25 protein-coding genes are annotated in these 25,010 nt (G+C 67.5%); 7 read left to right on the top strand and 18 right to left on the bottom strand.

Annotated features, from left to right (window positions below; translation table 11 throughout):
- Nucleotide 1: 1 nt before the first annotated feature.
- The 10 genes from pcaC to ACFWF1_RS33245 are packed head-to-tail and all read right to left on the bottom strand — an operon-like array spanning nt 2 to nt 8,949.
- Complete coding sequence (gene pcaC / locus ACFWF1_RS33290; RefSeq protein WP_379290531.1) at nt 2-385, bottom strand: 4-carboxymuconolactone decarboxylase; 384 nt, start codon at nt 383-385, stop codon at nt 2-4.
- Nucleotides 382-1,158 (bottom strand): 3-oxoadipate enol-lactonase, encoded by a 777-nt coding sequence (gene pcaD, locus ACFWF1_RS33285; protein WP_379290533.1) that lies wholly within the window; start codon nt 1,156-1,158, stop codon nt 382-384. The genes pcaC and pcaD overlap by 4 nt, the downstream gene beginning before the upstream one ends.
- A 13-nt stretch (nt 1,159-1,171) precedes the next feature.
- Nucleotides 1,172-2,518 (bottom strand): 3-carboxy-cis,cis-muconate cycloisomerase, encoded by a 1,347-nt coding sequence (gene pcaB, locus ACFWF1_RS33280; protein WP_379290535.1) that lies wholly within the window; start codon nt 2,516-2,518, stop codon nt 1,172-1,174.
- Nucleotides 2,511-3,056, bottom strand: coding sequence for a protocatechuate 3,4-dioxygenase subunit alpha (gene pcaG / locus ACFWF1_RS33275; protein ID WP_379290537.1), 546 nt, complete (start codon nt 3,054-3,056; stop codon nt 2,511-2,513). Before pcaG ends, pcaB begins: the two co-directional genes overlap by 8 nt.
- On the bottom strand, nt 3,046-3,774 hold the full coding sequence (gene pcaH / locus ACFWF1_RS33270; RefSeq protein WP_379290539.1) for a protocatechuate 3,4-dioxygenase subunit beta: 729 nt from the start codon (nt 3,772-3,774) through the stop codon (nt 3,046-3,048). The genes pcaG and pcaH overlap by 11 nt, the downstream gene beginning before the upstream one ends.
- Nucleotides 3,771-4,952 (bottom strand): thiolase family protein, encoded by a 1,182-nt coding sequence (locus ACFWF1_RS33265; protein WP_379290540.1) that lies wholly within the window; start codon nt 4,950-4,952, stop codon nt 3,771-3,773. The genes pcaH and ACFWF1_RS33265 overlap by 4 nt, the downstream gene beginning before the upstream one ends.
- Entirely contained in the window at nt 4,949-5,695 is a 747-nt protein-coding gene (locus ACFWF1_RS33260; protein ID WP_379290542.1) for a CoA-transferase subunit beta, read from the bottom strand. The genes ACFWF1_RS33265 and ACFWF1_RS33260 overlap by 4 nt, the downstream gene beginning before the upstream one ends.
- Nucleotides 5,692-6,516 (bottom strand): CoA transferase subunit A, encoded by an 825-nt coding sequence (locus tag ACFWF1_RS33255; RefSeq protein WP_379290544.1) that lies wholly within the window; start codon nt 6,514-6,516, stop codon nt 5,692-5,694. The genes ACFWF1_RS33260 and ACFWF1_RS33255 overlap by 4 nt, the downstream gene beginning before the upstream one ends.
- Before the next feature lie 25 nt (nt 6,517-6,541).
- Complete coding sequence (locus ACFWF1_RS33250; RefSeq protein ID WP_379290546.1) at nt 6,542-7,720, bottom strand: 4-hydroxybenzoate 3-monooxygenase; 1,179 nt, start codon at nt 7,718-7,720, stop codon at nt 6,542-6,544.
- Nucleotides 7,717-8,949 (bottom strand): MFS transporter, encoded by a 1,233-nt coding sequence (locus ACFWF1_RS33245; RefSeq protein WP_379290548.1) that lies wholly within the window; start codon nt 8,947-8,949, stop codon nt 7,717-7,719. Before ACFWF1_RS33245 ends, ACFWF1_RS33250 begins: the two co-directional genes overlap by 4 nt.
- 103 nt (nt 8,950-9,052) lie before the next feature.
- Here ACFWF1_RS33245 and ACFWF1_RS33240 point away from each other — a divergent pair, with 103 nt between their 5' ends.
- Nucleotides 9,053-9,955, top strand: a complete 903-nt coding sequence (locus ACFWF1_RS33240; protein ID WP_379290550.1) for a LysR family transcriptional regulator — start codon at nt 9,053-9,055, stop codon at nt 9,953-9,955.
- Nucleotides 9,956-10,050: 95 nt separating this feature from the next.
- Nucleotides 10,051-11,001: an alpha/beta hydrolase fold domain-containing protein gene (locus ACFWF1_RS33235; RefSeq protein WP_379290552.1), complete on the top strand. Its 951-nt coding sequence runs from the start codon at nt 10,051-10,053 to the stop codon at nt 10,999-11,001.
- 12 nt (nt 11,002-11,013) lie between these two features.
- On the opposite strand, the gene ACFWF1_RS33230 is transcribed toward ACFWF1_RS33235, so the two are convergent.
- Both ACFWF1_RS33230 and ACFWF1_RS33225 read right to left on the bottom strand, forming a co-directional pair.
- Nucleotides 11,014-12,156, bottom strand: coding sequence for an alpha/beta hydrolase family protein (locus ACFWF1_RS33230; protein ID WP_379290554.1), 1,143 nt, complete (start codon nt 12,154-12,156; stop codon nt 11,014-11,016).
- A gap of 97 nt (nt 12,157-12,253) precedes the next feature.
- Nucleotides 12,254-13,696, bottom strand: coding sequence for a glycosyltransferase 87 family protein (locus ACFWF1_RS33225; protein WP_379290556.1), 1,443 nt, complete (start codon nt 13,694-13,696; stop codon nt 12,254-12,256).
- A gap of 311 nt (nt 13,697-14,007) precedes the next feature.
- Between ACFWF1_RS33225 and ACFWF1_RS33220 the strand changes: the two genes are divergently transcribed.
- From ACFWF1_RS33220 to ACFWF1_RS33200, 5 genes are all read left to right on the top strand, one after another.
- Nucleotides 14,008-15,396, top strand: coding sequence for a cytochrome P450 (locus ACFWF1_RS33220; RefSeq protein ID WP_379290558.1), 1,389 nt, complete (start codon nt 14,008-14,010; stop codon nt 15,394-15,396).
- Nucleotides 15,393-16,640 carry a sensor histidine kinase gene (locus tag ACFWF1_RS33215; RefSeq protein WP_379290560.1) on the top strand — a complete coding sequence of 416 codons (1,248 nt, stop codon included), beginning with the start codon at nt 15,393-15,395 and terminating at the stop codon, nt 16,638-16,640. Before ACFWF1_RS33220 ends, ACFWF1_RS33215 begins: the two co-directional genes overlap by 4 nt.
- Complete coding sequence (locus ACFWF1_RS33210; RefSeq protein ID WP_379290562.1) at nt 16,630-17,721, top strand: hypothetical protein; 1,092 nt, start codon at nt 16,630-16,632, stop codon at nt 17,719-17,721. The genes ACFWF1_RS33215 and ACFWF1_RS33210 overlap by 11 nt, the downstream gene beginning before the upstream one ends.
- A 198-nt stretch (nt 17,722-17,919) precedes the next feature.
- Nucleotides 17,920-18,564: a class I SAM-dependent methyltransferase gene (locus ACFWF1_RS33205; protein ID WP_379290564.1), complete on the top strand. Its 645-nt coding sequence runs from the start codon at nt 17,920-17,922 to the stop codon at nt 18,562-18,564.
- 258 nt (nt 18,565-18,822) lie between these two features.
- A complete protein-coding gene (locus tag ACFWF1_RS33200) occupies nt 18,823-19,557 on the top strand; it encodes a class I SAM-dependent methyltransferase (RefSeq protein ID WP_379290565.1) in 735 nt (244 codons plus the stop codon).
- Between the two features lie 31 nt (nt 19,558-19,588).
- Here ACFWF1_RS33200 and ACFWF1_RS33195 read toward each other — a convergent pair whose 3' ends face one another.
- The 6 genes from ACFWF1_RS33195 to ACFWF1_RS33170 all read right to left on the bottom strand — a co-directional run bounded on the left by ACFWF1_RS33195 (nt 19,589) and on the right by ACFWF1_RS33170 (nt 25,005).
- Nucleotides 19,589-20,347 carry a type 1 glutamine amidotransferase domain-containing protein gene (locus tag ACFWF1_RS33195; RefSeq protein ID WP_379290567.1) on the bottom strand — a complete coding sequence of 253 codons (759 nt, stop codon included), beginning with the start codon at nt 20,345-20,347 and terminating at the stop codon, nt 19,589-19,591.
- 28 nt (nt 20,348-20,375) lie between these two features.
- Nucleotides 20,376-20,921, bottom strand: a complete 546-nt coding sequence (locus ACFWF1_RS33190) for a hypothetical protein (RefSeq protein WP_379290569.1) — start codon at nt 20,919-20,921, stop codon at nt 20,376-20,378.
- Nucleotides 20,918-22,060 carry a hypothetical protein gene (locus tag ACFWF1_RS33185; protein WP_379290571.1) on the bottom strand — a complete coding sequence of 381 codons (1,143 nt, stop codon included), beginning with the start codon at nt 22,058-22,060 and terminating at the stop codon, nt 20,918-20,920. Before ACFWF1_RS33185 ends, ACFWF1_RS33190 begins: the two co-directional genes overlap by 4 nt.
- A 53-nt stretch (nt 22,061-22,113) precedes the next feature.
- Nucleotides 22,114-22,539: a FixH family protein gene (locus ACFWF1_RS33180; RefSeq protein WP_379290573.1), complete on the bottom strand. Its 426-nt coding sequence runs from the start codon at nt 22,537-22,539 to the stop codon at nt 22,114-22,116.
- A complete protein-coding gene (locus ACFWF1_RS33175) occupies nt 22,536-24,164 on the bottom strand; it encodes a hypothetical protein (protein ID WP_379290575.1) in 1,629 nt (542 codons plus the stop codon). The genes ACFWF1_RS33180 and ACFWF1_RS33175 overlap by 4 nt, the downstream gene beginning before the upstream one ends.
- Nucleotides 24,165-24,339: 175 nt before the next feature.
- Nucleotides 24,340-25,005: a VC0807 family protein gene (locus tag ACFWF1_RS33170; protein ID WP_379290577.1), complete on the bottom strand. Its 666-nt coding sequence runs from the start codon at nt 25,003-25,005 to the stop codon at nt 24,340-24,342.
- Nucleotides 25,006-25,010: the final 5 nt, after the last annotated feature.

Raw genomic sequence — 25,010 nt, 5'->3', positions numbered from 1 at the left:
ATTACCGGTCCGGATCCTCGCGTTCGTCGAGGACCTTTTGGCCGATGGCGAAGGCCGCGTTGGCGGCGGGCACGCCGGCGTAAGCGCCGGTGTGCAGGAGGACCTCGGCGATTTCGGCGGGGGTGACGCCGTTGCCGATGGCGGCGCGGACGTGCATGGCTATTTCCTCGTGGCGGCCCAGGGCGGTGAGGATCGCGAGGGTGAGGCAGCTTCGGGTGCGGCGGTCCAGGCCGGGGCGGGTCCAGATGCCGCCCCAGACCGATTCGGTGATGTAGTCCTGGAACGGACGGGTGAAGTCGGTGGTGTTGGCTTCGGCGCGGTCGACGTGGGCGTCGCCGAGGACCTCGCGGCGCACCTGGGCACCCTGTTGTGCGCGCTCGTTCACGAATTCTCCTTCAGGTGGGCGAGGATCAGGTCGTTGATAATGCCGGGTAGTTCGACGTTGGCGAGATGCGCTGCTGGACTGATGGTTTCGAGCCTTGCCAGCGGTATCGCGTCGGCGATCCGCTGTCCGTGCGGCGGCGGGGTCGCCGGGTCGTCCGCGCCCGAGATGACCAATGCCGGTGCGCTGATTCTTGATAGGCGAGCGGCGATGTCCATCGTCTCGATCGCCGTGCAGCACGACGCGTAGCCCTCGGCGGGGGTGGCGGCGACCATTTCCTCGTAGTCGCGGGTTCGTTCGGGGTTGGCGGCTCGCCACTGCGGGGTGAACCAGCGTCGCACGACCGCGGCCGCGACCGCCTGGGTTCCCTCGGCGCGCACGAGGGCGGCGCGGTCGGCCCAGCCGCTGGGCGGGCCGAGTTCGGCCGAGGTGCAGGCGAGCGTGAGAGTGCGCAGGCGATGTGGCGCGTGCTGGGCGACCCACATGCCGACCATGCCGCCGAGGGACAGGCCGACGAAATGGCAGCGGCGGATGTCCAGGCGGTCGAGCAGCGCGAGCACGTCGGACCCGAGATCGGCCAGTGCGTACGGGCCGGGTGGCACCGGCGAATGTCCGTGGCCGCGATGGTCATAGCGCACGACCCGGTAGCCCGCCGCAATGAGCGCGGCGACCTGCGGCTCCCACATGCGCAGGTCGCTGCCGAGTGAGCCGCTGAGCACGACGGGACGGCCTTCTGGTGGTCCGTCGATGACGTAGTCGACCTCAACTGCTGTCACCACCGCACCTCGCTCATAGTCGCGACTGCCAATCGCTCAGTGCGCGGCGGATGAACTCGTCGGCGGACCCCAGATAGCCGGACGGCTCGAGCAGTTCGCCGATTCGATTGCGGTCCAAGAACTTTCCGATCACGACATCGGCCGCGAGCACATCGGCAAGGTCGTCCGCTCCGGCCTGTCGGCAGCAGGCCGCGACCAGGTCGCCTGCCTCTTGCCTGCCCACTGCGCCGTGCGATGCCGACATCAGCTCGATGGCGACCTGCTCGGCCAACAGCCGGCCGCCGGTGCTGTCGAGGTTGGCGCGCATGCGGTCTGAATCGACCTGAAGGCGATCCAGGCTCACTCGAAGCCAGTGCACGGCGGACCCGGTGCTGCGCAACAATTCGACCAGTGGCCGCCACTCGGCATGCCACGATCCGGCGGCTCGCTGGTGTTCATGCGCTGCGGCACCCAGCAGGGTAGCGACCAGCCCAGGAGCCTGGGCCGCCGACCCGGCCGCGAGCACCGCGGCGACGGGATTTCGCTTGTGCGGCATGGTCGATGAGCCACCGCTGCCGGGTGGGCCCTGCTCGGACACCTCGGCGATCTCGGTCTGCGCGAGCAGGGTGATGTCGCGGGCGATCTTCGCGACCGCGCCGCAGGTCTGCCCGAGCGCCCCGGCGATCTCGCCGATCCGGCTGCGCTCGGTGTGCCACGGCAGCACCGGCTCGGCGAGTTCGAGGCGACGGGCGAGCTCGCGCAGGACCGGAATACCGTTGCCGCGCAACGACGCCAAGGTTCCGACCGCGCCGCCGAACTGCACGGCGAGCCGTTCTTCGCGAATCACGTCGATGCGGTCCAGCGCCGCGACAATGCCACCGAGCCACCCTGCCGCGGTGAGCCCGAAGGTCACCGGCGGTGCCTGTTGGAGCAGGCTGCGACCGGCCAGCACCGTACTCGCGTGCTCCTCAGCCAGCGTCGCGAGCCGCACCGCGCAGGCGTGCAGGTCGATGCGTAGCGCGGCCAGTGCCCACGCGGTCACCAGCATCGCGGCGGTGTCGATAACGTCCTGACTGGTCGCGCCCAGATGTACATATCCGGCGGCCCCTGGCGCGACCCGCGCGGTCAGTTCCCGCACCAGCGGGCCCGCCAGGTTGCCGATCCGCACCGCCTCGGTGCCGAGCGCTGCGATGTCGTAATCCTCAGCACAGCAGCCTCTTTCGATGGCCTGCGCCGCATCGTCCGGAATCACTCCGGCCGCGGCGCAGGCCTGTGCGAGCGCCGCCTCGAAGTCGAGCATCGCCTGCACCCAGGCCCGATCGCTGACCAGCTCGGCGACGGGTCCCGCCGCGAGCACGCCGTCGAACAGACCGTCAGACATCGAAGAACACCGTCTCGCCGTCGCCCTGCAGGTGCACGTCGAAGAGGTAGCCGTCACCTTCGCGCACCGCGATCAACGTGTCGCGGCGCGCCGGCGGCACCGTCGCCAACACCGGGTCGACCGAATGCCGGTCGGCGTGCTCCGGAAAGTAGATCCGGGTGACCACTCGATGCAGCAGGCCGCGAGAGAACACCGACATATCGAGGTGTGGGGCCTGCCGTCCGCCCGCGCCGTCACACACCGGGCCGGGGACGACAGTGTAGATCGCGAACTGCCCGAGCCGGGTGTCGCTGCGCGCGAAACCCCTTCGGTCACTGGGGCTCTCGTCATCGTCCACCAGTCCGGCGAGGTCGGCCTGCCAGGTCTCGACCATGGCGTCGTCGATGGCCGTGCCCGCACCGTCGAACACCCGGCCGGTGATCCATACCGCGCCCGGCGTTCCCGACGGCACGGCGAACACACTGTCGTCCTGGATCAGGCCGATGTGCAGGAACGGGCCGACGGTCTGGGACGGGGTGCTGCGCAAGCTAATCATCATCGTCCTCCTCGTGTTCGAAAGGTGTGGCGTCGCGCCCGCGCAGCACGATGTCGAACTCGAAGGCCAACGCCTGCGCGGGCTCGGTGCGCTGGTAATCGAAACGGCTGACCAGTAATTCGCGAGCGTGCTCGGGTACCGAGTTGTAGACCGGATCCTGGAAGAACAGCGGATCGTCCGGGAAGTACATCTGTGTCACCAGCCGCTGCGCGAACGCCTGCCCGAACAGCGAGAAGTGGATGTGCGCGGGCCGCCACGCGTTGTGGTGATTGCGCCACGGGTAAGCGCCGGGCTTGATGGTGGTGAACTCGTAGCGCCCCGCATCATCGGTATAGGTGCGCCCGGCACCGTCGAAGTTGGGGTCCAGCGCGGAGTTCCAGCGATCGCGATCATGCCGATAGCGGCCGCCCGCGTTGGCCTGCCAGATCTCGATCAGCGAGCGCGGGATCGGCTTGCCGTCGCCGTCGAGCAGCCGTCCGTGCACGATGATGCGCTGACCGATCGGCTCGCCCGCATGCTGCGCGGTCAGATCATTGTCCCTGGGGCCCAACCGATCCGAGCCGAACACCGGACCGGTGAGCTCGGTCAGCCGCTGCGGCAACAGGATCAGTGCTTCCCGCGGATGACGCAACACCGTGGAGGTGTAGTCGGGATAGTCCAGCGGCGGATGAATGTCGTCGGGGTCGTGCCGAAACCTGGCCGGATGCGGTCGAGTCTTCATGATGTTGCCTCCAGGACGACGGCGAGGCCTTGGCCCACACCGATGCACAATGCGGCAAGTCCCCATCGGCTGCCGCGGCGCCGCATTTCGCGGGCCAGCTGGTTGACGATCCGGCCGCCGGACGCGCCGAGCGGGTGGCCGAGCGCGAGTGCGCCGCCATTGACATTGATGAGCTCCGGGTCCAGGTCGGGCCACCCGGCCAGGCAGGCCAGCGATTGCGCGGCGAACGCCTCGTTCAGCTCGACCACGCCGAGATCGCCCCAGCCGATTCCGGCTCGGCGCAACGCATTTCGTGCGGCCTGCACCGGACCGATACCGAACTCGTCGGGGTCGACACCTGCCGCACCGCGTCCGGCGATCCGGGCAAGCGGTGCTCGGCCGATCCGCTCGGCGAGCGTCTCGTCACCGAGCAACAGCGCACATGCACCGTCACTGAGCGGCGAGGCATTGCCCGCGGTGACGGTTCCGGCCGGGCGGAACGACGGCCGTAGTCGCGTCAGCTTGTCCACGGTGGTGTCCGGGCGCATCGGTTCGTCACGAGCGAGGTCGGTATCCGGGACAGCCACGACGTGGTCGTCGTAAAACCCGTTGTCCCAAGCTTTTGCGGCAAGCTGGTGACTGCGCGCGGCGAACTCGTCCTGCGCCGTGCGATCGATGCCGAAGCGGTCGGCGAGCAGCTCGGTGCTCTCGCCCAGCGTCACCGTCCACTGATCGGGCATCGCCGGGTTGACCATCCGCCAGCCGAGCGTGGTCGAATGCAGCGTGGCATCGCCCGCAGGAAATCCCTTGGGCGGCTTGGTCATCACCCAGGGCGCGCGGCTCATCGATTCGACCCCGCCCGCCACCACGGTCGCCGCGTCGCCGGTCTCGATGGCCCGCGAAGCGTGCAGCACCGCGTCCAGACTCGACCCGCACAACCGGTTCACGGTGGTGCCGGGTACCGAGGTCGGCCAGCCCGCCAGCAGCGCGGCCATTCGCGCGACATTGCGGTTGTCCTCGCCTGCCTGGTTGGCGGCGCCGAACAGCACGTCATCGACCGTCGCCGGGTCCAGCCCGGTGCGTTCGGTCAGCGCGCGCAGCACGTGCGCGCCGAGATCGTCGGGACGGACACCGGCGAGCGCTCCGCCGTAGCGGCCGAAAGGCGTTCGGACACCGTCATAGAGGAACGCGCCGCTCATGATGCCGCCTGCAACGTGTGCAGGGCCGCGAGTTCGGCGTCGGTCGGCGGCTCGGTGACCGCCAGGTCGTCGGCGACCTTCAGTTCCCAGCCCGTCGCCGCACGCACCTGGTCGACCGTCACCCCCGGATGTATCGCGGTCAGCACCAACTCGCCGTTCTCGTCGGGCCGCATGATGCCCAGATCAGTAATGACCTGAGTCGGCCCGGCCCCACGTAACCCGAGCTTCGCGCGCTCGCCACCACCACGCCCGTGCCCGAACGAGGTGACGAAATCGACTCGCTCGACAAAGGATTGGCGAGATTGCCGGACGACGACGAACACCTCACCGCAGGACGCCGCGATCTCCGGCGCACCCCCCGCCCCGGGCAACCGCACCTTCGGAGTGTGATAGTCGCCGATGACGGTGGTGTTGATATTGCCGAACCGATCCAACTGCGCGGCACCGAGGAACCCGATATCGATCCGCCCCGGTTGCAGCCAGTAGTTGAACACCTCCGGCACGCTGATCACCGCATCGGCGGTCTCCGCGAGAATGCCGTCGCCGATCGAGGCGGGCAGCCTGCCCGGCTTGGATCCCAGCGTGCCGGACTCGTAGATGAGCACCAGATCCGGCGCGTGCGTGGTCCGCGCCAAATTCGCTGCCGTAGAAGGTAACCCGATGCCCACGAAGCACCGCTTGCCGCCACGCAAGGCCCGCCCCGCCGCGACGGTCATCGTCTCGTCAGCAGTCGACCCGCTCATGCCACACTCCCAGCGATATCGGCGTACACGTGCTCCTGGAGCCACTCGGTGAACCGCACTCGATCACGACTGATCGGGTCCCAGGCCGCGTAATAGGCGTTGTCCCGTTCGGAATACCCATGGGCATACGAAGGATTCGCGCCGCCGGGTACCTCGGCGACCGCGGTCACCGCCCAGGCGGGCAATACGATCGCGCCGGGCACGGGCGTGAGCTCATCGACGATCTCTTCGACAGTGACCAGGCTGCGCCGCGCGGCGAGCACGGCCTCCTTCTGCACGCCGAGCAGACCCCACAGCTGCACGTTCCCGGACCGATCCGCGCGCTGCGCGTGAATCACCGTGACGTCCGGGTTGATCGCGGGCACCGCGGTCAGCTGCTCGCCGGTGAACGGGCAGGTGATCGGCTTGATCGTCTCGGTGACCGTCGGCAGATCGGTGCCGACATAGCCCCGCAGCACCGCGAACGGCAGACCGGAGGCGCCCGCCACATACCGGTTGGCCATGCCCGCGTGACTGTGCTCTTCGATCTCCAGCGGCCTCGGCCAGGCGTGCTCGACCGCATCTCGGAACCGGTGCAGCGAGCCGACACCCGGGTTGCCGCCCCAGGAGAACACCAGCTTGGCCGCGCACCCGGCGCCGATCAACTGGTCGTACACGATGTCCGGGGTCATCCGGACCAGCGTCAGCTCGCGCCTGCGCTGCCGGATGATCTCCTGCCCGGCCGCGACCGGGATCAGGTGCGTGAACCCCTCCAGCGCGACGATGTCGCCGTCGTGCACGAGCTCTGCCACCGCGTCCGCCAAGGACGAAATCCGGGCCACAATCACTCCTTACCTTTCGTAGGGTCTATTTCTGCTGCCAGCCGGTGTATGCCTCAGCGAAATACGCTGCGCCATAACGCGATCCAGTGACCATCGCCAGTTCACCGCGCTGTCTTTGTCTATCGAAGGGCGATGCGTCGCCGAGCGCGTGCAGCATCGTGGTCGCCCAGTAAGAGAAGTGCTGGGCCCGCCAGACCCGGTCCAGGGCTCGCTCGGTGTATCGATCGAGCACGTCGGCTTCGCCGATGCGGTAGAAGTCGGCGATCACCTCCGCCAGTACGGCCACGTCGGCGAGCGCGAGGTTCAGGCCCTTCGCGCCGGTCGGCGGAACGGTGTGCGCGGCGTCGCCCGCGAGCAGCAGTTTGTCGTGCCGCATCGGCGCGGTGACGAAGGAGCGGAACGGCAGCACCATTTTCGCGCTGATCGGACCCTCCTGGAGTTCGAAACCGTTGCCGTTCACCCGTCTTCGCATCTCGGTCCAGATCCGGTCGTCGTCCCACGCCTCCGTATGCTCACCGGGCTCGCACTGGAAGTACATCCGCTGCATCGTCGGCGTGCGCTGGCTGATCAGCGCGAAACCGTAATCCGAACGGGTGTATATCAACTCGTCGTGCGAGGGCGGTGCCTCGGTCAGGAAGCCGAACCAGGCGAACGGATATTCGCGGAACCATTCCGCGCGGGTGCCGTCGGGGAAGGCGTGGCGGCAGATCGATCGGGAGCCGTCCGCACCGACGAGCAGGTCGGCCTCGACGCACACCTTATTGCCGTCCGCTTCGGCGAACGTCATCGTCGGGCGACGACCGGAGATGTCCACGACGGTATCGGTGATGTTGTAGCGCACGTCTCCCCCGTCCACCGTGCGCCGCACGGACAGGTCCATGAACACCTCGGTCTGCGGGTACAGCCACACCGATTCGCCGACCAGTTCCTGGAAGTCGATCCGATGGTTCTCCCCGTCGTAGCGCAACACGACACCGTCGTGCCGCTGGCCATCGGTGAGCACACGCTCGGACACACCCGAATCCACCAGCAGCCGAACCGATCCCGCCTCGAGAATCCCCGCCCGGATGGTGCCCGCGATCTGCTCGTACCCGCGATGATCGATCACGACGGAGTGAATGCCCGCACGGTGCAACAGATGCGAGAGCAGGAGACCGGCCGGACCGGCACCTACGATCGCTACCTGGGTACGGGTACTCTTCATGCCGCGTTCGCTCCTCGGTCTGCCGACGCGGCGGACTCGACCGGAACGAGTCCGTCGACGGTGGTGCGCGGCACCGCGGCCATCGCGAGCAACCCGATGCCCGCGACCGCGGCGAAAAGGTAGAAGCCCCAAGGGTTCGCGGACCCGACGACGATGAGCCAGCCGGTGATCGTCGGACCGAAGATCGCACCGAGCCGTCCCACACCCGCGGCGAACCCCATTGCGGTGGCGCGGATTTCGGCCGGGTACGCCTGGGTCACGTAGGCGTAGATGAGCACCTGGGCCGAGAACACGAAGATGCCCGTGACCAGCACCAGGGCATTGAGCAGCACGGTGCTCGACATCTTGACGCTGAGCAGCGCGAGGAAGACCGCCGCCGCGCCGAACCACACCAGCACGGTCGGTTTGATGCCGCGCCGATCGGCGAGGGTGCCCGCCGTGAGCAAGCCGATGACGGCCCCGATGTTCAGCATCAGCAGCACGGTCAGCGACGTGGACATGTTGTATCCGGCGTCGCGCATCAGCTTCGGCAGCCAGGTGTTCAAGCCGTAGACGAGCAGCAGCCCCATGAACGATCCGACCCAAACCCCCAGCGTCGCACGCAGATACACGGGCTGCAGCAACACGGTCGGCTTTACTCGAGTCGGTGCGTCCTTGGCGGCGAGATAGGCCTCGGACTCGGGCAGCTTGGCCCAGATCACCGGCAGCAACAGCAGTCCGGCGACCCCGCCCGCATAGAACAGCGGCTGCCAATGCGGGATGACGCGCAGCGCGACCAACGCGGTGAGCACCGCACCGGTGTGATAGCCGGTCATCGTGATCGTGCTCGCGAAGGCCCGGCGCGCCGGCGGCATGAACTCCGCCATCAGGGTCAGCGCGGTCGGCAGGCACGCACCGAGCCCCAGCCCGGCGATCAGGCGGAACGCGGCGAAGACGCTCACCGATCCGGCCAGCGGCACGGCGGCGGTGAACAGCGAGAAGAGGGCGATCGAGCAGAGCAGCATCCGGCGGCGACCGAAGCGATCGGCGACGGGTCCCGAGGCCGTCGCGCCGATGGCGACGCCGACCAGCGAGATGGTCGCGGCGAAAGTCGCACTGGCAGCAGTGAATCCGATGTGGTGCTGATCGATGAGCGTGGGGATGACGGCGCCGAGAACGACGAGGTCGTAGCCCTCCAGCAGGACGGTCAACCAGCAGAGCACGGCGGACCAGGACAGCAACTTCTTCATAGGGAATTCGTTTCTGGAGGAGCAATCGTGATTGCCATCACGCTACGATCGCCCACATCAGAAATCCAATAGATGTTTTTTCGGATCTATATAGAGTGCGTCTATGGGAGCCGAATTCGATCTGAACCTCGTGCGGACGTTCGTCCTGCTCTACGAGACGCGCAGCGTGACGGCGGCGGCCGACGTACTCGGCGTCACGCAGCCCACCGTCAGCTACGGGTTGGGCAAGCTGCGCAGGCGGCTCGGGGACGAGCTGTTCGCGCGCGGTCCGGGCGGTCTGGTGCCCAGCTCGGAGGCCGAGCGGCTCTATCCGCCGCTGCGCACCGCCATCGAGCAGCTCGATGTGACCATCGGCGCCGCAACACAATTCGACCCGTCCGGGCCCATCAGCTTCTCGATCGGGCTCACCGACCTCGGTGAGGTGAACTCGCTGCCGCTGGTGCACACCGAGCTCGCGGCCCGTGCGCCCGCCGCGACGTTGCAGGTGCACGCGTTCGACATCGACACCGCCGAAGAGCAACTCACCCGTGGCCGGGTCGACGCGATCGTGGCCAGCCCGGTGCTGGATTCGGTGCGGCTCAACCGGATACCGCTGTTCACCGAGGGTTACGCCGGGATGGTCTCGGCCGACCATCCTCGGCTGCGCGGCACCGCCCCGACCGACGCCGAACTCCGAGGTGAACGCCATATCGTCGTCGAGGGCACCACCGGTCACCCCGCGCCACGGCACGCCCTGCGCGCACACGGACTCGAAGGGCACATCGCGGTCCGCGTCACTCGCTTCGCCACGCTGCCGTACGTCGTGCAGGACACCGAACTCGTCGCCATCGTGCCGAACCGGATCGCTCGCGCCATGGCCGGGACGCATCGGGTCCGGACCTTCGCCCTGCCGTGGCCCATCGAGCCCGCCGAGATCGCCGCGTATACGCGCAGGCCGCCGGGGCGTAGCGCCGCGCAGGCGTGGTTCCTGGATGTGATTCGCGCCGCATTACAAGACTTGCCGTGAACCAAAGGGGAACCATCCCGTCTGGGGATGGTTGGTACCAGCCGATTCTTGGTACCGTCCGCGAATTCAGCCTGCCTTCGACAGAAGAGTTCGACATGATGATCCACCGCAGGTCTATCCCCCGATTCGCGGCAATTCTGCTGCTGGCCGCGTCCACCTCGCTCGGCGTCACCGCCGCGACGGTGCACGCAGCGCCACCCAGTGGATATCTACCGGCCATTCCCTATACCGAGGCGGCGGGAACTCCTCAGTTACTCGATCTGTATCTACCGAGTGCGCACCCCGGTCCCGCGCCGCTGGTGATCTATTTCCACGGCGGCGGATTCATTTCCGGCAATCGGACCAATTCCGGCATCCCGCTGCCTTGGGGATCGGTGGCCGATATCGCCCACGCGCTCAATCAGCGTGGCTACGCCATGGCCAGTGTGGACTATCGCCTGAGTCCGCAAAGCCAATGGCCAGCTCCGGTTTTCGATGTCAAAGCCGCGGTGCGCTGGCTCCGCGCGCAGGCAGATACCTACGGCTTCGATGCCACCCGTTTCGCCGCATGGGGAGATTCGGCGGGCGGCTATATGGCCAACATAGTGGGCACCACCGGTGATCGCCCCGAACTCGAAGGCAACGGCGGCAATCCCAGCTATTCCAGCCGAGTGCAGGCGGTAGCGGATTGGTTTGGTCCGGCCGATTTCACGACAATGGACAGTCAGAGCCTTCCTGGCGGCCTCCCGCACGACGAAGGCTCACCCGAACAGCAGTATCTGGGTTGTGCTCCGTCGAAATGCCCGGATCGGGCACGCGCGGCCAGCCCCATCACCTACGTCAGTAGCGACGACCCGCCATTCCTGTTGCAGCACGGCGTTCTCGATCACCTGGTGCCGTTCGAGCAGAGCGTTCAGTTGAACACCGCACTGAAGAATGCCGGAGTACGCACCCAGTTCTTCAGCTACCAGCTGACCGACCACGAATTCGCCGGTGCCGTCGATACTCGGATAATCCGGCAGCAATTCTTCGACTTCCTCGACCTCGCCCTCGGCCACCACGCCTGAATCCGAACGCGGTCAACGTGATTCGTGGTCGCGCAGCCAGTTCCCGAGGTCGGCGAGCGGTTCGGGCCGTATCGGGCCGATCGGGTCGTGCTGCAGATCCATTGCCGCACTGAGGGAATGACCGGACCGTGGATACGTGCGCAGCGTGTGATCGCGGCTTCCGCTGGCTGCCAGCGCTTGATCGATTCGGACGGCGGCGGCTACTGAGACGTTGCTGTCGTTCTCGCCGTGCAGGATGAGGATGGGAAGGTCGCGGAGTGCAGGGGCCTGCGCGGCGACATCGGGCAGCGTCGTGGGTGCGCCGTAGAGACGGAAGACTCCGCCTGCCAACTGATCATCGACGAACCGCACTGCCGCAGTGGGTAGTTCGTTGTCGAGATCGATCCTGCCATTGCCGTCCGGGTCGAAGGCCCGGTTGATGGCGGTGTGCTCCGAGCTGACGTCATCACCGAGCACACTGATCAGTTCGTGCGCCACCACTCCGCCGTCGCCGTGCCAGGCCCGGCTAAGTTCCGCGGCACCCACCGATCCGTCGACCGCGAAGTTCCGTAGATAGGGCCGCACAACCCGTTCCCACTGCGCGATCAGTCCCTCGCGCCACGGGATGCCGACCGCACCCTGCAGGATGATTCCGCGCAGATTCGGCAGTCCCTTCGCGGCGGCGGCGACAACGGCCGTACCTTCGCTCCAGCCAAAGAGATACACCCGTCGCGGATCGATCCTCGGGTCGTTCGCCACCGCGGTAACGGCGCTGTGCACATCATCGACCAGCTGCGGCATGGTGAGCTCGGTGGCGAAACGTGGATCGATGTCGCCGAGCCCGTTCACGTAGTGCTTGTTGTAGCGCAGCGTGGCGAACCCTTGATTCGCCAGCGAACGGGAGACGTCCGCGAAGAGGTGGCCGCGTGAGGTCGCCCCGTCGCTCGCGTCGTCGGCATTGAGATCCTCCGGGCCCGACCCACCGACGAGCACGACGAGCGGTGCCGGTCTGTCACCGGAGGGGAAGGTCAGCTCCGCCTTCGAGACGAAGTCGCGGAACGGAATCGTCAACGCGGAAGAAGTCACGGAAGTGTCCGATTCGGCGGTACCTGAGCAGGCCGTCGTGACGACGGCGAAAAGACCGAGCGAGACGGCGAGCAGTCGACGTGAGCGCATATCGCGAGACGGTATTCAGCGGTTCCTCAACCGTCATCACACCGGAGTGGGAGCTCGATTCCGTACCGGCGAGCTACTACCGGCAATCTTGAACGCGCTACAAAGGAACCGAATCCTGCTGTTCCGCAGCAACTTCGACCGTCCCGGCGCCGCGCGTATGTGCGGCTCGGGATGCCGCGAGCTCCTTCGAGGTGATCGAGCTGACCACTTGCACGGAATCCGGCTCGATGCCCGATTCAGCACGCGGGTTCCCATGCCTGCGCAAGAGCAGCCAGCCGCTCGCGGCGACCAGCGCACCGACGGCGAGCAGGGTGTACGAGTCGCCGAGGAGGAATTGCCAGAGGTTCCAACGGTATTCGCGGCCGTTGGTCTGCGGCACATCCCAGACCAGTCCTTGCGGCAGCAGGGGCAGATCGGGATCCCACCAGCCGACCCGATCGATCCGCATCGGCCACGCGAACACGAACAGGTAGATCGCCGCGGGCACCGCGATCCGGACGCCGAGCGGACGATCGCGGAGCGCGCGGAACACCCACATCAGCGCCGGAACAATCCACACCCAGTAGTGCGTCCAGGAGATCGGCGAGGCGAGCAGCATCACGGTGGCCGCGAGCAGCGCGCCGAGCAGTTCGTCGCCACGCAGGTAAGCGATTCGCGCGGCCGCTATTCCGGCGAGACCGAGCAGTCCGGCGCACACCAGCGAGGAACTGCTGTCCTCCCAGCTCGACCATTGCAGGCGACCGAACAGCCCGTTGATCGATTGATTCTGCACATAGGCGAAGCCGATCCGGTTCTGCGACGTCATGGTGGTCGTCCAGAATTCCAGCGCCTGCGTCGGCCGATACCAGAAGCCGATCGCGACCGTCGCGGCGAACGCGGCGCACGCGGTGGCGGCGGCTTTGAATTGCCGGGTGATAAGCAGATAGACGACGAAAACCGCGGGTGTCAGCTTCAGGCCGGTCGCGAGGCCGATGAGAATGCCGCGGTACCAACGATTCTTGGGGAGGGCGAGATCGGCGAGCACCATCGCCATCAGCAGCACGCTGAGCTGCCCGAACTGCAAGGTCTGCTGGACCGGCTCGAGCCAGAGTCCGGCGGCACTGACGGCGATGGTCAGCGCGACCAGGGCAAGCCCGCGCCGCCGACGCTGCAACACCCCGGCACTCCACACGCTAATTCCGAGCGACACCACCGTCATCACGACAACGCCGGTCCCGACATAGTTGATCGGGAACTGGGCCAATTCCGCACAGATCCACGCGGCGAAGACCGGATAGAGGAAGGGCAGCCCCAGCGGGCCGCGCCCGTCGTACAGCAGCTCGGGGTGTAGCGCGGCCATGGAGCCGCCCCACATATAAACCTGCAGGTCGACCTGGTGCCAGTACATGTCCCAGTTCGGCCGGATGAATGCCAGCCAGGCGCCGACGGAGACGCAGGCGAACACGATCGCGGCACCGAGTACCGCGAATTCACGCGAGGCGCGCGGCTTTCCGATCGCACCGGTGCCGCGCTGTTCTCCTGTTTGCAGCATGACAGCCATGGAGTTGTTTTTCCTTCATCAGGTGAGGCAACACACGCAGACCAGCAACTGTTTAGCTAAACTAAGATCAATCATCCTATCACTTAACTCGCGGGTGTCGCGCGGCCCGAACACGGTGCTGTCGAACGCATCTCACGAACGGCATCGACCTGCGAAAACCATGCCTAACCCCAGTTCTGCGGGCATGACTCCGGGCCGTCGCCCCAATACGATCCGGCACAGACAGACTGCTCGTCAGACGTCCTGATCACCGGGCGGCGGGGCTGACGAATCGTTCTGACTTCGATGACGAACCATGGGAGGAATCGTCAGTGAACGATGATCGGGCGGGGGAAATCGAGCAACTGGACCACGGACGTAGTGGCGTGCTCGGGTTGGGTACAACGCTGCGCTGGTTCCGTGATCCGCTGGCCGTGATGGGACGGCTGGCCGACGAGCACGGGCCGGTGGCCGGGTTTCGGATCGGGATGTTTCCGGCGGTGCTGGTGACCGGGCCCGCGCAGATCAACGAGGTGCTGGTGTCGCGGGCCGCGGAATTCCGGCGCGCGCGGGCGGTGACGGGGACGCTGTGGCCCGCGCTGCGCGAGGGATTGATCATCTCCGAGGGCGAGGTGCATCGCACGCAACGTGCAATGGTCGCACCGCTGTTCACCGCGCGGCGGGTGCCGAAATACGTGGCCGTGATGGCCACCCGGATGCATGCGCACCTGCGGAAATGGCAGGCGGCGGGCGAGGTGGACCTGCTCGCCGGGGTGCAGGAGATGATGCACGACGTCGTCGCCGGGCTGCTGATCGACGAACCGCTCGACGCGCACCGGGAGGTGGTCGAGGCGGCGACCCGGATCTTCGACTGGGAGATGCGGGCGATGTCGCGACCGATCGTGGCGCCGTTGAACATTCCGACGAAACGCAACCGCGACTTCATCCAGGATCTCGCGCTGGTGCGCGACTGGGCCGCCCGCGCGATCGACGTGCGGCGCCGGAATCCCGAACGGCACGACGACATCGTGTCCGCCATGCTCGCCCAGCGCGACCGCGACGGTGCGCCGATGAGCCAGGACCGGCTGGTCGACGAGGTGATCAACCTGTGGGCCGCGGCGCACGAGACCAGCGCCGACGCGATGTTCTGGACGGCGTACGCGCTGTCGCGCCATCCCGGCATCGCCGAACGTGCCGCCGCCGAGGTCGATCGAGTGCTCGGCGACGCGACGCCGACGGCCGAGGATCTGGGACAACTCCCCTACTGCCTGCAGGTGTTCAAGGAGTCGATGCGGCTGTATCCGCCGTCGCCCGCGTTCCTGCGCGAGGCCGCGTGCGCGACGCGGATCGGCGATTACGCCATCGCCGAGGGCACGATCGTGTTCGTCGCCCCGTACGTGATGCACCGGTCGGCTCGGCAGTTCCCTGATCCGGAGAAATTCGACCCCGATCGATTCGCGCAGGAGGCGGACCGGTCGTGGGAGCGGCTGTCCTACTTGCCTTTCGGCGCGGGCGAGCATGTCTGCATCGGTTCCGCCCTCGCGCTGTTGGAGGGGCAGATCTTCACCGCGTTGCTGCTGGCCGGCGGCACGCTGCGGATCGACCGGGACGCCGCGATGAAGTTGACGATCAACCTGCGCCCGAAGCGCGAGGCCAAGGCCGTGTACGCACCGAGGCGAGCGTCGAGCCGGTCCAGGATCGAGGTCGGCGAACCGCGATGACCTCGATGTCGCCGTCACTGTTCGGCCGCACCGTGGCCGCGTTGTCGGGTCGATGTAGCCAGCAGACTTCGATCAGCCGAGCCGCCACCGAGCAGATCGACCGCATTCTGCTGTTCGCGCTCGGTGTCGGCGTGTGGATCTTCGGCGCGGGCGACGCGGCCGAGATCGCCGAGCAGTCGCGGCACTTCCCCGGCTGGTGGACCGCGCTGGCCATGTTCGGCGTCTTCGGCACCGCGCTGCTGCTGGCCGCGACCGCGCTGCAGGTCGCGCTGCCCACCGTACGGGTCATCGCGGCAACGCACGCAACGGTTTTCGCGATGGCCGTCGGGCTGTCCGGGTTCGCGGTGCTGCCGGGGCAGGTCACCGACGATGTGGAATGGATCTATCGGCTGGTCCCGCTCGGCGGGGTCGCGGCAACGCTGGCCTGGCGGACGCCGGCCACCGCGATCTACGTCGTCGGCGTCAGCGTGCTTGCCGCATCGTCCACCGGCGAGGCCACCGGCGACCTCGGCTGGACCGAATTCGCACTCACCTCGATGCGCATCCTCGGCATCACGGTGACCTTCGTCTACATCACCGAAACGGCGCGGCGCGCGGCCCGCCTGCTCGACAAGGAACGGGCGCGCGCACACCACCTGGCCTCACGCGCGGCGGCGGACGAGGCGCGGGCCAGCGAACGGGCGCGCTTCGCCGGCGTGATCCACGACAAGGTGCTCGCCACCCTGCTCGACACCTCGCGCGGCGGCTGCCCCACCATGCTTGCGCGGCAAGCGAATCAAGCGCTCGGCCAGTTCGCGGCCATCGGGCGCGTCAACGACATACGCACCGACCTCGAGGCGATCGAGACGATCGCGCGCGAAGTGGTCGACGCCACCGAGGCGGAACTGCGCGTGCGGGTTCGCCACGATTACAGCTCGGCCGATCTGCGCATCGATGCCGCCGCGGTGACCGCGCTCGCCGAAGCCGCGGGGGAAGCCGTTCGGAACAGCGTGCGGCACGCCGATGTGCCGGGGCGTTCGGTCGCGCGGCAGTTGTCGATCATGGCGCGCGCGTGCGGCATCACCGTCGTCATCGCCGACGACGGGGCAGGTTTCGATCCGGCGCTGATCGCGGCGAACCGGCTCGGCGTCACGGTGAGCATCGTGCAGCGGATGCGCGAGGCGGGCGGCCGCGCCACCATCGACTCCCGTCCCGGTGCGGGCACCCGAATCACGTTGGAATGGAACGCACCCGATGACACCTGACGACGGCGACCTGAGCCGGCTGCTCAGCGAACACCGCGCCACCATGGTGACGATCATCGCCGTGGTGCTCGCCACCGACGCCGCCGTGGTGATCCGCTCGGTGCGCCGGGCCGAACTGCCGCTGTCGGTGGCGCTGGTGGCCGCGGCCGTGCTCATCGCCGTCGCCACCGTTGTCGTCGTGCTCGACAGGGGGACCCCGATCCGCCAGCAGGCCGCAGCCTTCGTGGCCGCCGCCGGTCCCATCGCCACCTTGATCGCCCACGAACAAGTCACCGCAGAGCTGCACGCGCACACCAGCGTGTGGACCGCCTACACCGCCGGTAGTGCGCTGGCGATGCTCGTGTTGCGCGGCCGGAACGTGCTGGCCTGGACGGGAACCGCGGCCACCTGGCTCGCCGTCGTGCTCGCCGCCGGTGGCGAACCGACCGCGTACGTGCAGGCCGTCGTGCCGATGGTCAACGTCGCCATCGCCGCCGTCTTCGCCGCCATCATGCGCCCCACCCTGCGGTCGCTGCACCACCTCGAAATCGAGTCCACCGCCCGCGCCGTGAAACAGGCCCGAATCGACGCCCAGAACGCCGAACGCAAACGCCAGCTCAACCGACTCGACCGCCGCGCCCGCCCCATGCTCGAACGCATCGCCGCCGCCGTCCCCTTCCAAGCCGACGAGCGCGAGGAATGCCGGCTACTCGAAGCCGAACTCCGCGACGAACTCCGCGCCCCCCAACTCTCCACCCCCGAACTACTCGCCGCCGCCCGCGCCGCCCGCCAACGCGGCGTCGAAGTAATGCTCCTCGACGACGGCGGCCTCGAAACCACCGCTCCCCTGCTCTGCACCCGAGTCCGCCACGTGGCCACCCGCGAACTAGACAACGTCCACGACGGCCACATCACCGTCCGCATACTCCCCCCTGGCCGCCGCCACCTCGCCACCGTCCTGGTAGACGGACAGAACGGCAACAAACGCGTCGAAATCGACCGCGCCGGAACAGTAACCGTCACCCTCGACCGAGTAGCCACCGGCCGCCCCGACGACCAACCCAGCGAACCCATCGCCTCCTGCGTCCGCCACGCCGACTAACCACCGCCCAGGTTCACACTCCCGAAATGCCCGGCACCGAGCGAGTAGGCGGAGGTCAGCCAGTCCAGTAATCCCGCGGTGGGCGCCGCGCACGAATCGTGCAGCCGCGCACAGAATTGCTGGCAGATTCGTGCGCGGCTGCACAACTCGCGCGCGGGGGCGCCGGTGGCGCTGCGGATCTGCGCTGGGTCTAGGCGAATGAACGGGGCTTCTACGACAACGCATGATGGTGGGGTGCTCGATTATGACGATGAAGCGACTCATTATGACCGGACGCGGGGCGGGGGGCCGCGGGCTGAGGCGGCGGCCGTTGCGTTGAATGGGTTGATCCCTTCGCGCAGTGTGGTTCTCGATCTCGCGGTCGGTACCGGGATTGTGGCTGCTGAGCTCGATGCGCTCGGGCATCGGGTGGTCGGCATCGATCTGTCGGTCGGCATGTTGCGGCAGGCCGGGCGGCGGCTTCCGGGGAGGGTGGCGCGGGCCGATGCCACTGCGCTTCCGCTGCCGAGCGGCTCGGTCGACACGGTGACCGCAGTGTGGTTGTTGCACTTGCTCGATGATGCCGAGCCGGTGCTGGCCGAGGTGGCCAGGGTGCTCCGGCCCGGTGGGCTCTTCCTCACCACCGCGGACAAGATTGCCGCAGTCCGGCTGGCGTCCAACACGATTCGCGAAGACCAGCCACATCCTGACACCTGCGCTCAGCTCACCGCGATCGGCGCCCGGCACCACCTCTATTTAGCCGCAGCGACATCTTTCATCGGCCATGGCCAAGGCAAACCGGGCGGCACCGACCCGCATTATCCCGTTCTGGGTTTCCGCCGCACCAGCGATAGTGCGAGTTAGCGCCGAACCCCCGCGCGACCCGGCCGCGCAACGCGACCTGATCGCCTCTGTCTTCGCCGACGACGGCTGGGAGATCCGGCGCGTGGTCAGCGCGATGCGCACCGCCGACGACCTCTTCTACGACGTCGTCAGCCAAATCCACCTACCGCGTTGGTCGGCCGCTCGGCGTACACCGCGCTGCGTCTCCCCGCTTTCACCGCCTCCTGAGACCCACACATCACCGGGTGCGGGCGGGCTCGGCATGCCAGCATGGGGTACATGAATCCGGTCCCAGAGAGTCGTGCACTTCCCTTGCGAGCGAACGACTATGACAGCTTCGCCGAGGTGTATACGGCCGAGAACGAGAACAACCTCTACAACGCTTACTACGAGCGGCCCGCGATGCTCGGGCTCGCCGGAGCCGTGGCCGGCCGACGGATCCTCGACGCCGGTTGCGGCTCCGGTCCGCTGTTCGCGGCGCTGCGCGAGCGCGGCGCCACCGTGACCGGCATCGACGCCAGTGCCGCGATGCTGGAGCTGGCGCGACGGCGCCTCGGTACCGAGGCGGAGCTGCGGTGCGCCGATCTCGCGGAACCACTTCCCTTCGCCGATGGCGAGTTCGACGACGTCGTCGCGTCCCTGGTGCTGCACTACCTGCGGGACTGGGGGCCGACGCTCGGCGAACTGCGCCGCGTCCTGACACCCGGCGGTCGACTACTCGTCTCGGTCGACCACCCTTTCGTGGCCTACGGCATGCAACGCCTGGCCGGGCAGAGCCCCGACTACTTGTCGACCTACAAATGGGACGTCCACTGGACCTTGGGCGACCAGACCGTCCCGATCAGCTTCTGGGTCCGCCCATTACACGCGATGACCGACGCCTTCACCGCGGCCGGCTTCCGCATCTCCACCATCAGTGAGCCATCGCCCGTGCCAGCAGCCCGCGAGCTGTTCCCCGAGGAATACCGAGCCCTCACCACGAGCCCGGGCTTCCTGTTCTTCGTCCTGCAGTAGGCATACCTGACCGGCGGTCAGAGTTGACCGCTCAGTGAGCGCTTCGGTTGTCCAGCACCAAGTCTCGGTACTCGGCGGCCAGGCGGTGACAGTCGCCGGGCCATCGGGCCGAGATGTAGTTGCGGTCATGGACGGTGAAGCCGCGGTTGCGGCGGGATGCGGTGTCGCGGCGCGGGATCAGGGGGCCGCGGGCGAATTGGCGGGGATCACGCAGGGCGGCAGTTACTTCCGCTTGCACGGTTTGGGGATAGGTTCGGTAGTAGGTGCCCAGGCGTAGGCGAGTCAGGTTCCAGGCCGAGAGTTCCAAAATGGCTGTGACGGCTGTGGTTCGGCGGTCGTACAGCACCGATCGACCGGTCTCGGGATCGGTTGCCCTGGCCGCGAGCAGAACTCCGTGGCAGACGGCGGCGACCGGCTTTCCCGCCAGTATGGCGTGACCGAAAATGTTTTGGGCGGTGGCCGATTCGAGCATCGACTTCATGCCGGGAGCGTGGCCGCCCGGCACGAAGACGCCCGCGACCTCCGCGTCGACGACGTCGGAATACGCCAGGGGCGACTGGAAGTCGGGATCTTCGCGCATCCGGTCGTAGTCGCGTAGCGCGTCGGAGCGGGTCATCAGGAGTGGGGACAGCAGGGAGAAGCCCTGTTCGACCAGGCGGTCGTCGGCGAGGGCGACTCGACCCTCCGGGGTGGCGAAGCGGACGGGGATCCCGGCGTCCCGCAGTGCGGCCCACGGCACCGCCGATTCGGTGGGGTCGTAGTCGTGGTCTGGCAGGAGGAACAGGATCATGTACGAAGAGTAACCGGAAGGTTGCCAGTCAGAGCGGCAATGGTTGGCGGGCGGGGCGGGTTCGACGCCAGGCGACGGCGAGGAAGACGATCAGGCCGAGGAGCGGCAGCGAGGCGATCGTCCAGCTCAAGGGCAGTGGCGGGCCGGGTTGGTCGAGGACGTGGATGCCGTCGAGGGTGCCTTCACCGTGCCCGAGGGGACCGTCGAGGGTGAAGAGGAAGCTGTACTCGCCGGGATCGTTGATGGCCAGGATGTCGAGTCCCCATGAGTCGCGTTTGCGGGGGTGCCGGACGAGTGGCGCGTTACGTTTCCAGGTGCTGTACGCGGGACCTGCGATGCGAAAGGTTCCGGTTTTGTCGGCGATGCCACCTTCGGGCATGAAGGTGAAGTCCAGCGACTTCATGGCGCGGATGGGCCAGGTGGAGAAGCCGACGGTCATGGCGTAGGGGCCGACCTGGACCCGTTCGGTGTGCACGATGTCGACGGGGGCGTAGGCCGAGGCGGGGGCGATCGCGACCAGCGACAAGGTGATGGTGGCCAGCACGGTGAGGGCGAGTTTGCGCAGGATGGTCATCGGGCGGTCTCCGTTGCGGGCATGGGCAGCATGCGGGTGAAGCGGCCGCCGAGGAAGCCGGCGAGCAGGCCGAGCGGTATCGCGACCAGGGTGGACAGCGCGACGTCGCTGAAGGCGAGGTGCGAGAAGGCGTGAATGAACAGCAACTGCAGCGGAAAGGTCACGCCGACAACGAGACCGGTGACCAGACCGGCCGCGAGCACGATCTTGTTCGCGTCGTAGCCGCGGGTGCGGGCCAGCCAGAACAGACCCTCCACCGCGACGGCGGCGAGCAGCAGGAACATCGGCATCATGGCGGGCAACGACGGTGGGCGCGACCCGAGCCCGTCCCGCAGCGGCAGCCCGATGGCCGAGGCGTAGGTTTCCGCGGCCCACGGCGAGAACCACCAGAGGATCGCCTGGATGATGCCGAGGGCGAGCGCGATGGCGATGGCGGCACCGGGGCGGGCCAGCACGGCGGCACCGAGCACCAGCAGCATCGGCCCGAAGAACACGGTGCCCAGAATCATCGAATTGATCGGCAGTTCCAGGTTGTTCAACGCCTCGGCGAGGATCGGCGCGAAGGTGATCAGGATCGGGACGGCCAGCACGATTCCGGCCTGGCCCCAGCGATGGTCGCGGTGGGAGGCGAAGACCATGATGCTGCCGATCATGGTGAGCGTGATCGACAGGAACAGCGCCACGTGCGACGGGGTGTTCAGCACCGCGTCGAAGCCGTAGATCGAATGCCATTGCATATCGAGCAGGCCGTAGAGCAGGAACAATGCGGCACCCGCCCCGGCGACCATGTAGCCGAGCGGCGCGGTGAGGTTGCTGCCGAACACTCGGATGGGGGTGCCGCCCATCGCGGGCACGGGCCGTCCGGCGCGCTGGGCGAAGGTGGCGATGAGCACCATGGCGAGGCTGGCGAAGCCGGACAGCGCGCTGCCGGAATACAGGAACAGATGCGGCAGCGTGAAGAAGGTGTCGGGGCCGACGTCGTTGTGCCACTGGATATCCCAGCTGAGGCCGATCAAGGTGACGGCGGTGCCGAACAGCACGCCCCAGGCCCCGACCCGGGCGGCGGTGCTGTTGTCGGACGCGCCTGCGGCGGTGTTCGGCGCGCTGTCGATCGTGTCGGGCGGTGCTGAGATATTCATGACGAGCGGTCCCTCCTCTGTAGTGCTCCTGCGGTTCGGGCGTGCGATCAGGCTCAGCCGCCGACCCACAGCGGCAGGGTGATCTGGTCGATGCCGTTATGCGCGTCGATGGACAGGTGCAGCTCCCAGGGGCCAATCATCATCAGCGAGACCGCGGGCGCGTGGAAGCGACCGGACCCGTTGGCAGCGGCCGAGATCGGCGCTCCGGCATGGCCCATCAGCGGCTGGATCGCTTGAACCTGTACTGCCGCATGGTCTATCGGAGCGCCCGCGCGGTCGGTGACGGTCACGTCCACGGCGGTCTCGCCCAGCCGGAGACTGTCGATGGTGACGGTGACAAGGTGTTGGGGCGTACCGGTTTTCAGCACGACCGGCGCAGGCGGACTAGGCCACACCAGCCATCCGATGACAGCGATTACGACGATCGCACCCACCGCGGCGACAACACGAAGCGAACCTCGACCGGTGAACGCGCTCATCGCTGCGCTCCCGCGACGTCGAGCACCACCGGGACAGTGAGCAGCGTGTAGTTGCGTTCGACCTGGATCCAGAGCCGGTACCGGCCCGCGACAGGGAACGTGAAGGTGAACGGAACGTCAGGTCCGAACGCAGCCACGGTTTCGTCGGGTGGACTCGCACCGTTCACGGGCGGCATGAGCATGACCCCGCGTCCCGAGCCGGCCGCGCCCATCCCCGGCATGTCGTGTGCACCAGTCATTCCCGGCATGTCGTGCGCACCACTCATCCCCGGCATATCCGGCATCGACGTCGGCCCCATCGAATGCGCATGACCCCAAACAGCCGAGTTCTGCACGGCCGCAGCAATATCCACAGTGCCCTCCGGCACCGGACCCGCCATGATCAGGTGGCCGACCATGCCGAGCCACGGTTGCAGATCGGAGGTGTCACCGACTTCGGCGGTGACGGTCGTCGGTTTTCCTACCACCGCATCGGTTGTCTTGACGGTGATGGAGTTGCCGCCGAGAACCAGCGAAGCGGACTTGTCGCCACCGCCGAGACGCAAGGGGGCGCCGGATATCTGCGGCGCGGCACTCGCATCGTCCGGCACGGCGGTGAACCCGGCTGCGGCACGCACCATTTGGACACCACCGCCGCGGCGAGCCAACTCGGCCGACAGCGCGTAACGACCGGGCTCGGGGGCGGTCAGGTGAACCTGATACCGGCCGGGCCCGGTCCGGATCGGATGCAGGTGCGACAGCCCACCACTCGGTCCGACCACCAGCAGATGTACCAGCGCACTGTCGTGCACGAGCAGATCGTCCACGGCCGCCCCGGTAGCCGCATCGATCAGCACGAGATCGAAATCGCCTGGCCGCCCGGCGGTTACCGACCCTTCGACGGTGAGCAGCACAGGAGGCCGGGAGTAGTCCGAAATCAACGGCTGGTTCAACGAATACGGATCGGTGACGTTGTCCACCGTCGGATCCAATTGACCACCCGGTTGCGGCGGCAGCGGCAACGACGCCGAGAGCAGTGCCGCGGTCACCGACACGGCAACCCCCGCCACCATCCCACCGGCCGGAATCAACGCCCACGCACTGTGCCGGGCCCGCATCGCGATCAACACCGAAACCGGCAGCAGCACACCGGCCACCAGGAAACCCAGGTAGACCAGCCGCTCCGGCGGCGAGGTGACCTGCTCGGGCACCACGAACGGAATCCGCGCGACCCGCACTCCGTCGCCGATCGACAGTTCCCAAGGACCGGGCCGATCCATATCGAGAGTGGCCGAGTACATCCCGGGCGTGCCGCCGAGTTCGACAACGGCCTCGGCGGTCGGCACGCCCGGCGCAGGCAGGTCCGAACCGGCTCCCGTCGGTGTCACCGCGAGCGCGAGTTGCCCGGCGGCAGTACCGGCGTGCGTGACCACATCCACGCGCAACGGCCCGGGCACACTGGTCACCCGCCGCAGCACGATCGTCAATTCCCGATCACCGAGCGTCTGCGCGACCGAGACATCGGCACCCGCGGCAGCGGAGTCCGCCGACGCGGGCGCCATCCCCACCGAAGCAAGCAGCAGCCACAGCCCCGCGACGAGCAGGACGCGACAGCGAGCAGCGCGGGCGATAGACACGACCGCCATGGTAGGGAAGTGATCCCATGAGTTCATCACCTCCTGAGTGGACCTCCCCTCCCCCGCTGGAGTGATGCCACAGTGGGGGAAGTCCCGGAGAATGCCTGCCTGCCCGCGGCCCTCAGCGGTTTGCCGGAGCAGCTCGAGCAGCCAGGCGGTAGAGCACTTCTCGCTGGCCTGAAACTCAGGCCTTCAGACCGCGTTTGGTGACGTAGATGTTGTGGAAGACGATGACCGCGCCGAGGACGACCAGCCATTGCAGGGTGCTCACCAGCGGTATCGCATCGATCGGCAGGGTGTAGGCGAGCAGTACGCGCACCAGGGCGTCGAGGGTGAAGGCGGTGCCCCACACCGCGGTCAATACCCGCAGGCTGCTGCGGAATCGGGAGTCGTTGTCCCAGCGGGCATCCCACTGCCGGTAGCCTTCCTCGCCGATCTTCGCCGTGACGAGGGCGCGGGACGCGGTGCGCATGAATGGACGTTGCGTGAGCAGGCTGCCGAGCATCCACAGGCCGAGCACCCCGAAGATCCAGCTGTCGCGGACCAGCAGCGTGCGGGGATCGCCGGTCACCAGGGTCATCAGCGTGCCGACCACGATCATCGAGAGGGTGAACAGCGCGAACGCCTCGACGCGGCGCTCGCGAATCGCATGGTAGGCAACGATTCCCGCGATGAGCAGCGAGGGCGCGATCAGCGCCAGCCATGGGTTCACCCCGGCCGCGCGCAGGGCGTAGTAGCCGCCGAGTGGGACCACCAAATCGACGATCAGCTGACGTAGGAGGTGTCGGCGGACGGCGGCGCGTTTCTGCTCCGGCGTGCGTTCGGCGGTGAGGACCTGTGGTGCGTTCATCTCGG

It is taken from the genome of Nocardia sp. NPDC060255 (genome assembly GCF_042727395.1).
In the GTDB taxonomy this organism is placed as follows: Bacteria; Actinomycetota; Actinomycetes; order Mycobacteriales; family Mycobacteriaceae; genus Nocardia.
This window is presented reverse-complemented; position numbering and strand designations above follow the sequence as displayed.

Excerpts from the sequence above, each read along its gene's own strand:
- pcaB (WP_379290535.1), bottom strand. The coding sequence starts at position 2,518 with ATGTCTGACGGTCTGTTCGACGGCGTGCTCGCGGCGGGACCCGTCGCC.
- pcaG (WP_379290537.1), bottom strand. The coding sequence starts at position 3,056 with ATGATGATTAGCTTGCGCAGCACCCCGTCCCAGACCGTCGGCCCGTTC.
- pcaH (WP_379290539.1), bottom strand. The coding sequence starts at position 3,774 with ATGAAGACTCGACCGCATCCGGCCAGGTTTCGGCACGACCCCGACGAC.
- ACFWF1_RS33265 (WP_379290540.1), bottom strand. The coding sequence starts at position 4,952 with ATGAGCGGCGCGTTCCTCTATGACGGTGTCCGAACGCCTTTCGGCCGC.
- ACFWF1_RS33260 (WP_379290542.1), bottom strand. The coding sequence starts at position 5,695 with ATGAGCGGGTCGACTGCTGACGAGACGATGACCGTCGCGGCGGGGCGG.
- ACFWF1_RS33250 (WP_379290546.1), bottom strand. The coding sequence starts at position 7,720 with ATGAAGAGTACCCGTACCCAGGTAGCGATCGTAGGTGCCGGTCCGGCC.
- ACFWF1_RS33245 (WP_379290548.1), bottom strand. The coding sequence starts at position 8,949 with ATGAAGAAGTTGCTGTCCTGGTCCGCCGTGCTCTGCTGGTTGACCGTC.
- ACFWF1_RS33240 (WP_379290550.1), top strand. The coding sequence starts at position 9,053 with ATGGGAGCCGAATTCGATCTGAACCTCGTGCGGACGTTCGTCCTGCTC.
- ACFWF1_RS33235 (WP_379290552.1), top strand. The coding sequence starts at position 10,051 with ATGATGATCCACCGCAGGTCTATCCCCCGATTCGCGGCAATTCTGCTG.
- ACFWF1_RS33230 (WP_379290554.1), bottom strand. The coding sequence starts at position 12,156 with ATGCGCTCACGTCGACTGCTCGCCGTCTCGCTCGGTCTTTTCGCCGTC.
- ACFWF1_RS33225 (WP_379290556.1), bottom strand. The coding sequence starts at position 13,696 with ATGGCTGTCATGCTGCAAACAGGAGAACAGCGCGGCACCGGTGCGATC.
- ACFWF1_RS33215 (WP_379290560.1), top strand. The coding sequence starts at position 15,393 with ATGACCTCGATGTCGCCGTCACTGTTCGGCCGCACCGTGGCCGCGTTG.
- ACFWF1_RS33210 (WP_379290562.1), top strand. The coding sequence starts at position 16,630 with ATGACACCTGACGACGGCGACCTGAGCCGGCTGCTCAGCGAACACCGC.
- ACFWF1_RS33205 (WP_379290564.1), top strand. The coding sequence starts at position 17,920 with ATGAACGGGGCTTCTACGACAACGCATGATGGTGGGGTGCTCGATTAT.
- ACFWF1_RS33200 (WP_379290565.1), top strand. The coding sequence starts at position 18,823 with ATGAATCCGGTCCCAGAGAGTCGTGCACTTCCCTTGCGAGCGAACGAC.
- ACFWF1_RS33195 (WP_379290567.1), bottom strand. The coding sequence starts at position 20,347 with ATGATCCTGTTCCTCCTGCCAGACCACGACTACGACCCCACCGAATCG.
- ACFWF1_RS33190 (WP_379290569.1), bottom strand. The coding sequence starts at position 20,921 with ATGACCATCCTGCGCAAACTCGCCCTCACCGTGCTGGCCACCATCACC.
- ACFWF1_RS33185 (WP_379290571.1), bottom strand. The coding sequence starts at position 22,060 with ATGAATATCTCAGCACCGCCCGACACGATCGACAGCGCGCCGAACACC.
- ACFWF1_RS33180 (WP_379290573.1), bottom strand. The coding sequence starts at position 22,539 with ATGAGCGCGTTCACCGGTCGAGGTTCGCTTCGTGTTGTCGCCGCGGTG.
- ACFWF1_RS33175 (WP_379290575.1), bottom strand. The coding sequence starts at position 24,164 with ATGGCGGTCGTGTCTATCGCCCGCGCTGCTCGCTGTCGCGTCCTGCTC.
- ACFWF1_RS33170 (WP_379290577.1), bottom strand. The coding sequence starts at position 25,005 with ATGAACGCACCACAGGTCCTCACCGCCGAACGCACGCCGGAGCAGAAA.